Genomic DNA, 8,114 nt, shown 5'->3' on the forward strand with positions numbered 1-8,114 from the left:
TCTTGGGCCGGTCATCAGGATCGCAGTGTTGGGTCATGCGCCCGGAACGAAGTGAGGACGCATGACGGCCCGGCCCGTGCACCTGGCCGTGCCGCCGCTGTTCGAGGCCCTCGCCGGCGCCCGCAGCGTGCTGATCGCCGGGGCGGGCGGCGGGTTCGACGTCTACGCCGGGCTGCCACTCGCGCTGGCGCTGCGGGCCCAGGGCCGCACCGTACACCTGGCGAACCTGTCGTTCTCGGCGCTGGAGCTGCTCGATCGCGACGTGTGGCTCGCACCCGGCGTGGCGGCGGTGACGGCCCGGACCGTGGGGCTGGACGACTACTTCCCCGAGCGGACCCTGGCCAGGTGGCTGCGGGAGCACGGCGAACCCGACCTCGTATACGCGTTCCCGCGCACCGGCGTGCAGCCGCTGCGGGAGGCGTACGCGGCCCTCGCCGGCCCGCTCGACCTCGACGCGATCGTCCTCGTCGACGGCGGCACCGACATCCTCATGCGCGGCGACGAGGCCGGGCTGGGCACGCCCGTGGAGGACATGACCAGTCTCGTCGCGGTCGCCGGGCTCGACGTGCCGGTGAAGCTGGTGACGTGCCTGGGGTTCGGGATCGACGCGTACCACGGCGTGCGGCACACCCAGGTGCTGGAGAACCTCGCCGCGCTCGACCGCGACGGCGCCTATCTCGGCGCGCTGTCGCTGCCGTCGGCGAGCCGGGAGGCGGCGCTCTACCGCGACGCGGTCGCGCACGCGCAGGCCGCGACGCCGCTGCGGCCCAGCATCGTCAACGGGCAGATCGCGGCGGCCAGCCGCGGCGAGTTCGGCGACGTGCGGTTCACAACCCGCACCGGCGACAGCGCCCTGTTCGTCAACCCGCTGATGGCGATCTACTTCAGCTGCACCGTCGACGGACTGGCGGGCCGGCTGCTGTACCGGGACCGGCTCGAGGGCACCCGGGGGATGCGGCAGGTGCTGACCCGCATCGAACAGTTCCGCGCCGGCGTCACCCCACGCATCCCCCACGCCTACCCGCACTGAGCCACGCCACCCGTGCCCGCCCGGCGATTAGGGGTGCACAGGGGCGGGCAAAGTGGGTGAACCGGTGAGATATTCAACTGGTGGACCATTTCACAACGGTGACGGCGACGCTGTCACACGCGCTTAGCATCCGGTCATGAGTGAGCCTCTCAGGTCCGGTTCCGAGGAGCCGGGCGGGTTGCGGCTGGGAGCCGACTTCGCCGGCGGTGACCTGGAGCAGTGGCGGCGGCTGGCCCTGGCGGTGTTGCGCAAGGCCGGCACCGCCGACGACGGCACGCCGCCCGAGGCGGTGCAGGAGCTGCTCGGCAGCGTGACCTACGACGGGATCGCCCTCGCGGGGCTGTACACGGCCGCCGACACGGAGGCGCTGCCGGCGGTCGGGTGGCCGGGGCAGACGCCGTTCATCCGGGGCGGCAGCGCGACCCCGCGGGCGTGGGACGTGCGGCAACGGCACGCCGACCCCGACCCGAAGGCGACCCGGGAGGCGATCCTCGCCGACCTGGAGAACGGGGCCACCTCGATCTGGCTGGACGGGATCGCGCCCGGCGACATCGCCGAGGTCCTCGACGGGGTGTACCTCGACCTCGCCCCGATCGTGCTGGACTGCGGCGCCGACACCGAGGCCGCCGCCGCCGTGTTCCTCGGCCTGCCGGGTGAGGACAAGCGCGGCAACCTCGGCGCCGACCCGCTCGGCTGGCAGGCGAGGACCGGCCGGCCCGCCGACCTCGGCATGCTCGGCCGGCTCGTAAAAACGACGGCGGTGCCGGTGGCGACCGTCGACGCGACCCCGTATCACCTGGCCGGTGGCAGTGACGCCGAGGAGCTCGGGTTCGCCGCCGCCACCGGGGTCGCGTACCTGCGGGCGTTCGTCGACGCCGGGCTGAGCGCCGGGATGGCGCTGCGCCAGCTGGAGTTCCGCTACGCGGCCGACCAGAACCAGTTCGCCACCATCGCGAAGCTGCGGGCGGCCCGCCGGATCTGGGCGCGCATCGCGACGGTCTGCGACGTGCCGCACCGCGGCGCGCAGGTCCAGCACGCGGTGACGAGCGCGGCCATGATGACCGCCCGCGACCCGTGGTCCAACCTGTTGCGCACCACCGTCGCGTGCTTCGCGGCCGGGGTCGGCGGCGCGGACGCGGTGACGGTGCTGCCGTTCGACGCGCGGCTCGGGCTGCCCGACGGCTTCTCCCGGCGGATCGCCCGCAACACCTCGACGCTGCTGGTCGAGGAGGCCAACGTGGCGCGGGTCCTGGACCCCGCCAGTGGCTCGTGGTTCGTGGAGTCGCTGACCGACACCCTGGCCCACGCCGCCTGGGACGTGTTCGTCGAGGTCGAGCGGGCCGGCGGGATGCGGGCCGCCCTGGACTCCGGGCTGGTCGCGGACCGGGTCGCGGCGACCTGGCAGCGCCGCGCGGACCGGCTCGCGCACCGGCTCGACCCGGTGACCGGGGTCAGCGAGTTCGCCAGCCTCGAGGAGCGCCGCCCGGCCCGCTCCCCCGCGCCGGCACCGCCGTCGGGTGGGTTGCCGCGGCACCGACGCGCCGAAGCCTTCGAGGACCTCCGCGACGCGGCAGACGAGTCGGACCGGGTCGTCAGCCTGGTGACGCTGGGACCGGTGGCCGCGCACACCGCCCGGGCGTCGTTCGCCGCCAACCTGTTCGCGGCCGGCGGCATCCGCACCGTCCACAATGGACCCGTCACGGACGTCGTGTGCATCTGCGGGTCCGACCGTTCCTACGCCGAGGAGGCGGAGGAGACCGCGCGGCGGTTGAAGGCCGAGGGCGCGCGGACCGTCTGGCTGGCGGGGAAACCGGCCGGCTACGACCACGTCGACGACTACCTGTACACCGGCTGCGACGCCCTCGCGGTGCTGCGCCGGACGCACTCGGACCTGGGACTGGTGGCGCCGTGATCCCCGACTTCACCGAGGTCGCCCTCGGCACCCCGCGCGTCGACCCGGCGCCGCCGGAGCAGCACGAGGCCTGGCAGACGCCCGAGGGCATCGACGTCGCCGGGGTCTACGGCCCGCCGGACCTCGCCGGCCTGGACTTCCTCGACACGTACCCGGGGATCGCCCCGTATCTGCGCGGCCCCTACCCGACGATGTACACCACCCAGCCGTGGACGGTGCGCCAGTACGCCGGGTTCTCCACCGCCGAGGAGTCCAACGCCTTCTACCGGCGCAACCTCGCCGGCGGGCAGAAGGGCCTGTCCGTCGCGTTCGACCTCGCCACGCACCGCGGCTACGACTCCGACCACCCGCGGGTCGCCGGGGACGTCGGCATGGCCGGCGTCGCCATCGACTCCATCCTGGACATGCGGCAGCTGTTCGACGGCATCCCGCTGGACAAGATGAGCGTGTCGATGACGATGAACGGCGCGGTGCTGCCGGTCCTCGCCTTGTACATCGTCGCGGCCGAGGAGCAGGGCGTCGCGCCGGAGCAGCTGTCCGGCACGATCCAGAACGACATCCTCAAGGAGTTCATGGTCCGCAACACCTACATCTACCCGCCGGCACCGTCGATGCGGATCATCAGCGACATCTTCCGGTACACCTCATCGCACATGCCGAAGTTCAACTCGATCTCGATCTCCGGCTACCACATCCAGGAGGCCGGGGCGACCGCCGACCTGGAGCTGGCGTACACCCTCGCCGACGGCGTGGAGTACCTGCGCGCCGGCCGCGACGCCGGACTCGACGTCGACGTGTTCGCGCCGCGGCTGTCGTTCTTCTGGGCGATCGGCATGAACTTCTTCATGGAGGTCGCGAAGCTGCGCGCCGGGCGGCTGCTGTGGGCGAGGCTGGTGCGCGAGTTCGGCGCGAAGAACCCGAAGTCGCTGAGCCTGCGCACGCACTGCCAGACCTCGGGCTGGTCGCTCACCGCGCAGGACGTGTTCAACAACGTGGTCCGCACCTGCGTCGAGGCGATGGCCGCCACCCAGGGACACACCCAGTCGCTGCACACCAACGCCCTCGACGAGGCCCTCGCCCTGCCGACGGACTTCTCCGCCCGCATCGCCCGCAACACGCAGCTGCTGCTGCAGCAGGAGTCCGGCACGACCAGGGTCATCGACCCGTGGGGCGGCAGCGCATACGTCGAGAAGCTCACCCACGACCTCGCCGCCCGCGCGTGGCAGCACATCCAGGAGGTCGAGGCGGCCGGCGGCATGGCCCGCGCCATCGACGAGGGCATCCCGAAGCTACGCATCGAGGAGGCCGCCGCCCGCACCCAGGCCCGCATCGACTCCGGCCGGCAGCCGGTGATCGGGGTCAACAAGTTTCGGCCCGACGCCGACGAGCCGATCGAGGTGCTGAAGGTCGACAACTCCTCGGTGCGGTCGCAGCAGCTGGCAAAGCTCGCCCGGCTGCGCGCTTCCCGTGATGCTGCCGGCACCGAGGCTGCCCTTGCTGCTTTGACGGCAGGCGCGGCTGGTGACGGCAACCTCCTCGAGCTGGCGGTCGACGCCGCCCGCGCGCACGCCACCGTCGGTGAGATCTCCGACGCGCTGGAGAAGGTGTTCGGGCGGCACACGGCGCAGATCCGTACCATCTCCGGGGTGTACCGCGACGAAGCCGGCTCCGCCGGGAACATCGACCGGGTGCGCGCCGCCACCGCCGAGTTCGCCGAGGCGGAAGGCCGCCGCCCGCGCATCCTGGTCGCGAAGATGGGCCAGGACGGCCACGACCGCGGCCAGAAGGTGGTCGCGACCGCCTTCGCCGACCTCGGCTTCGACGTCGACGTGGGCCCGCTGTTCCAGACCCCGGGCGAGGTGGCCCGGCAGGCCGTCGAGGCCGACGTGCACATCGTGGGCGTCAACTCCCTCGCCGCCGGGCACCTCACCCTGGTCCCGGCGCTGCGCGACGAGCTCGCCGCGCTCGGCCGCGACGACATCCTCGTCATCGTCGGCGGTGTCATCCCGCAGCAGGACTTCGAGGAGCTGCGCGCCGCCGGCGCCGCCGCGATCTTCCCGCCGGGCACGGTGATCGCCGACGCCGCCCTGGACCTGCTGGCGCAGCTGCGCACCCGGCATGGATGAACTCTTCGATGGTGTCCTGGCCGGCCGCCGGGCCGCGATCGGGCGGGCGATCACCCTCGTGGAGTCGACCCGCCCCGATCACCGGGTGCGCGCGCAGGAGCTGCTCGTCGCGCTGACCCCGCACGCGGGCCGGGCCCGCCGGATCGGTGTCACCGGCGTGCCCGGGGTCGGCAAGTCCACGTTCATCGACGCGCTCGGCGTCTCGCTGACGGGCGCCGGGCACCGGGTCGCGGTGCTCGCCGTCGACCCGTCGTCCACCCGCACCGGCGGCAGCATCCTCGGCGACAAGACCCGCATGGCCCGACTTTCGGTCGACGACGCCGCGTTTGTACGACCATCGCCGACCTCGGGCACCCTCGGCGGGGTGGCCCGCGCGACCCGTGAGGCGATGACGGTCGTCGAGGCCGCCGGTTATGACGTGGTCCTGGTCGAGACCGTCGGCGTCGGCCAGTCCGAGACCGCGGTCGCCGGCATGGTCGACACGTTCCTGCTGCTCGCCCTTGCCCGCACCGGCGACCAGCTGCAGGGCATCAAGAAGGGCGTCCTCGAGCTCGCCGACGTCATCGCCGTCAACAAGGCCGACGGCCCGGGCGCGGCCGACGCGGCTGCGGCAGCGCGTGAGCTGGCCGGCGCGCTGCGGCTGCTGCGGGGCGGCGCCGGCAGCGACTGGCAGGTGCCGGTCGTGACCTGCAGCGGTCTTACCGGCGACGGGCTGCCCGAGCTGTGGGGGCGCCTCGAACGCCATCACGAGCACCTGGCCGCCTCGGGCGACTTCGACCGGCGGCGCGAGGCGCAGCGGGTCGCATGGATCTGGGAGACCGCCCGCGGGACCCTGCTGGACCGGCTGCAGGCCGATCCGGCGGTCCGTGCGCTGGCGCCGGACCTGGAGCGCCAGGTGCGCGCCGGCACGATGACCCCGGGCCAGGCCGCCGACGCGATCCTGGCCGCCTTCCTTTAGATCTCGACCGGTTTGCCCGTGTCGAGGTCCAGGACGCTGATCGCCTCCATGGGGCAGGAGGCCATCGCGTCGAGGACGGCCTCGTCGTCCGGGGCGACGTCGGGGTTGACCGGGTGCGCCCGGCCTTCGACGTCGTCGAGCTCGAAGCGGTCCGGGGCGATGCCCGCACAGCTGCCCGACCCGATGCACGTGTGGTCCACGGTGATCCGCCACATGGAACCAACCTATCGAACGCCGCCATTGTCCGCAGACCCCGCGGGGTTCCGCAATATTCGTACGGCTGATTGAAAAACATCTACATACGTCGTAGCTTTCGAGGCGCTCACCCTGACCCCGTTCCGGCAGAAGGTGACTCGAATGCACTTACCCCCGACGGCCGTGCACTTCCGCACCGGCCGCACCGCCGAAGGCCCGCTCATCTGGGCGCAGACCGCGATCTGGGACGTGTTCCGCTGGCTGCCACCGGATGACACGACCCTCAACCTCCTCGTCCAGTGCCCCGTCCCCGCCGGCCGCTCGCTGTCCGACGTCACGCTTGCGCTCCAGCGGCTCGTCGAGCGGCACGACGCGCTGCACACCCTGTTCGTCGACACCCCGGACGGACCGCGGCAACGCGTCGTCGGCGAGGGCGACATCCCGCTGCAGGTCCACGACCTCGGCCCGCTCGGCTCGCTCGACGCTTTCGGCTCGCTCGGCGATCTCCGCGTCGACGAGTTCGGTGAGGCGCTGCGCAAGCCCTGGTTCGACATCGGCGCCGACCTGCCGCTGCGGGTCGCGGTGCTCACCCGTGACGGGTCGCCGGTGACCGTCCTGCTCGCCGCCAGCCACATGGCCGTCGACGGCTGGAGCTTCGCGATCGTCCGCGGCGACCTGCTCAACCTGCTGCAGGACCCACCGATCGCCGTCGAGCCGGGCCAGCAGCCACTGCAACGCGTCGAATACGAGACCTCCCCCATCGGCCTGCGCCGCGAGGCGAAGGCCCTGAGCTACTGGTCCAAGCACCTCACCGGGGTGCCCACCCGCATGATCGAGAGCACCCGCGACGGCCGGCCGCCCAACCTCGACTGGGGACAGATCCAGTCCCCCGCCCTCGCCCTGGCCACCAACGGCCTCGCCAGCCGGCACGGGGTGCCCCCAGCGACCGTCCTGCTCGCCGCCGTCACGCTGCTGCTGGCGTCGTACACCGGCGAAAACGAGGCACTCCTGCGCCTGATCGTGTCGACCCGCTTCCGACCGGCGAGCCGGGGCCTGGTCGGCGCCTTCAACGAGAACGCGCTGTTTCGCCTCGACTTCCCACAGCCGTCCGGCGAATCCGTCGGCGACCTGCTGCACCGCGCCTCCGACGCGGCGCTGCTGGCCTACGCCCACTGCGAGTACGACCCCCGCAAGCTCGACACCATCTTCGCCCAGATCGCCGTCCAGCGGGCGATCACACCCGACGGCTACTGCTTCTTCAACGACACCCGGTATTCGGTGCAGGAACAGACCCCGCCGCCACCACTGCCCGCCTCCGCGCTGGCTCCCGCCATCGCTGACGCGTTGCCGGCGACGAAGCTCCTCGCCCCGGTCATCGACCGGCTGCCGAAGGGCGCCAACTTCTTCCTCTTCCTGACCGACCTCAGCGACACGGCGGAGCTGATGCTGTGCGCCGAGCACGGCTTCCTCGGCGAACGCGGCCCGCTGGGCTTCCTTGACGGCCTCGAACGCCTGGTCGTCCGGGCCGCTCTGGATTCGGAGGCCACGACGGGAACCCTGCTGCGCGACGCCGCCTAGGCATCGCTTCCTGTCGTCATGCCCTTCAAATATTCAGCTTTCCCACGATCCATGGTTTTCGTTCTTCGACTGAAAACGGTGTTGTAGCACCGAATGATGACCTCGACGGACCTGGATCATGCGAGTGCGGACCTGGCTTGGGATCACCGCAAGACGGCTGCCAGGGTGCCCACGCCACCCTGTCGCACGGCCGAAGGCCGGGCGGAGCCATCAAGTCCCCGCGCCGTTAGCTGAATATCTGAAGGGCATGACGACCAGAACGCGCGAACCGCAACCGCAACCCGCAACCGCGAACCGCAACCACGAAGCGCGAAT

The 8,114-nt window shown here is 72.0% G+C and carries 5 protein-coding genes and 1 pseudogene; 5 read left to right on the top strand and 1 reads right to left on the bottom strand.

Annotated features, from left to right (window positions below; all coding sequences use genetic code 11):
• Positions 1–61 precede the first annotated feature (61 nt).
• From Dsi01nite_RS45565 to meaB, 4 genes and pseudogenes are all read left to right on the top strand, one after another.
• On the top strand, positions 62–1,030 hold the full coding sequence (locus Dsi01nite_RS45565; RefSeq protein WP_203852708.1) for a DUF1152 domain-containing protein: 969 nt from the start codon (positions 62–64) through the stop codon (positions 1,028–1,030).
• Between the two features lie 136 nt (positions 1,031–1,166).
• Positions 1,167–2,942 (top strand): methylmalonyl-CoA mutase subunit beta, encoded by a 1,776-nt coding sequence (locus tag Dsi01nite_RS45570; protein WP_203852709.1) that lies wholly within the window; start codon positions 1,167–1,169, stop codon positions 2,940–2,942.
• Between the two features lie 65 nt (positions 2,943–3,007).
• Positions 3,008–5,068: pseudogene (gene scpA / locus Dsi01nite_RS45575) on the top strand (methylmalonyl-CoA mutase); the annotation flags it as partial.
• On the top strand, positions 5,061–6,026 hold the full coding sequence (meaB, locus tag Dsi01nite_RS45580) for a methylmalonyl Co-A mutase-associated GTPase MeaB (RefSeq protein ID WP_203852711.1): 966 nt from the start codon (positions 5,061–5,063) through the stop codon (positions 6,024–6,026). The pseudogene scpA and the gene meaB, both read left to right, overlap by 8 nt.
• Here meaB and Dsi01nite_RS45585 read toward each other — a convergent pair.
• On the bottom strand, positions 6,023–6,241 hold the full coding sequence (locus tag Dsi01nite_RS45585; protein WP_203852712.1) for a ferredoxin: 219 nt from the start codon (positions 6,239–6,241) through the stop codon (positions 6,023–6,025). The two genes, meaB and Dsi01nite_RS45585, sit on opposite strands and share 4 nt — an antisense overlap.
• Before the next feature lie 142 nt (positions 6,242–6,383).
• On the opposite strand from Dsi01nite_RS45585, the gene Dsi01nite_RS45590 reads away from it, so the two are divergent.
• Positions 6,384–7,799 carry a condensation domain-containing protein gene (locus tag Dsi01nite_RS45590; protein WP_203852713.1) on the top strand — a complete coding sequence of 472 codons (1,416 nt, stop codon included), beginning with the start codon at positions 6,384–6,386 and terminating at the stop codon, positions 7,797–7,799.
• Positions 7,800–8,114 lie beyond the last annotated feature (315 nt).

This window comes from Dactylosporangium siamense (genome assembly GCF_016862795.1).
Taxonomy (GTDB): Bacteria; Actinomycetota; Actinomycetes; order Mycobacteriales; family Micromonosporaceae; genus Dactylosporangium; species Dactylosporangium siamense.

What these genes read in the sequence shown, in the direction of transcription:
- Dsi01nite_RS45565 (WP_203852708.1), top strand. Translation starts at nt 62, where the DNA reads ATGACGGCCCGGCCCGTGCACCTGGCCGTGCCGCCGCTGTTCGAGGCC.
- Dsi01nite_RS45570 (WP_203852709.1), top strand. Translation starts at nt 1,167, where the DNA reads ATGAGTGAGCCTCTCAGGTCCGGTTCCGAGGAGCCGGGCGGGTTGCGG.
- meaB (WP_203852711.1), top strand. Translation starts at nt 5,061, where the DNA reads ATGGATGAACTCTTCGATGGTGTCCTGGCCGGCCGCCGGGCCGCGATC.
- Dsi01nite_RS45585 (WP_203852712.1), bottom strand. Translation starts at nt 6,241, where the DNA reads ATGTGGCGGATCACCGTGGACCACACGTGCATCGGGTCGGGCAGCTGT.
- Dsi01nite_RS45590 (WP_203852713.1), top strand. Translation starts at nt 6,384, where the DNA reads ATGCACTTACCCCCGACGGCCGTGCACTTCCGCACCGGCCGCACCGCC.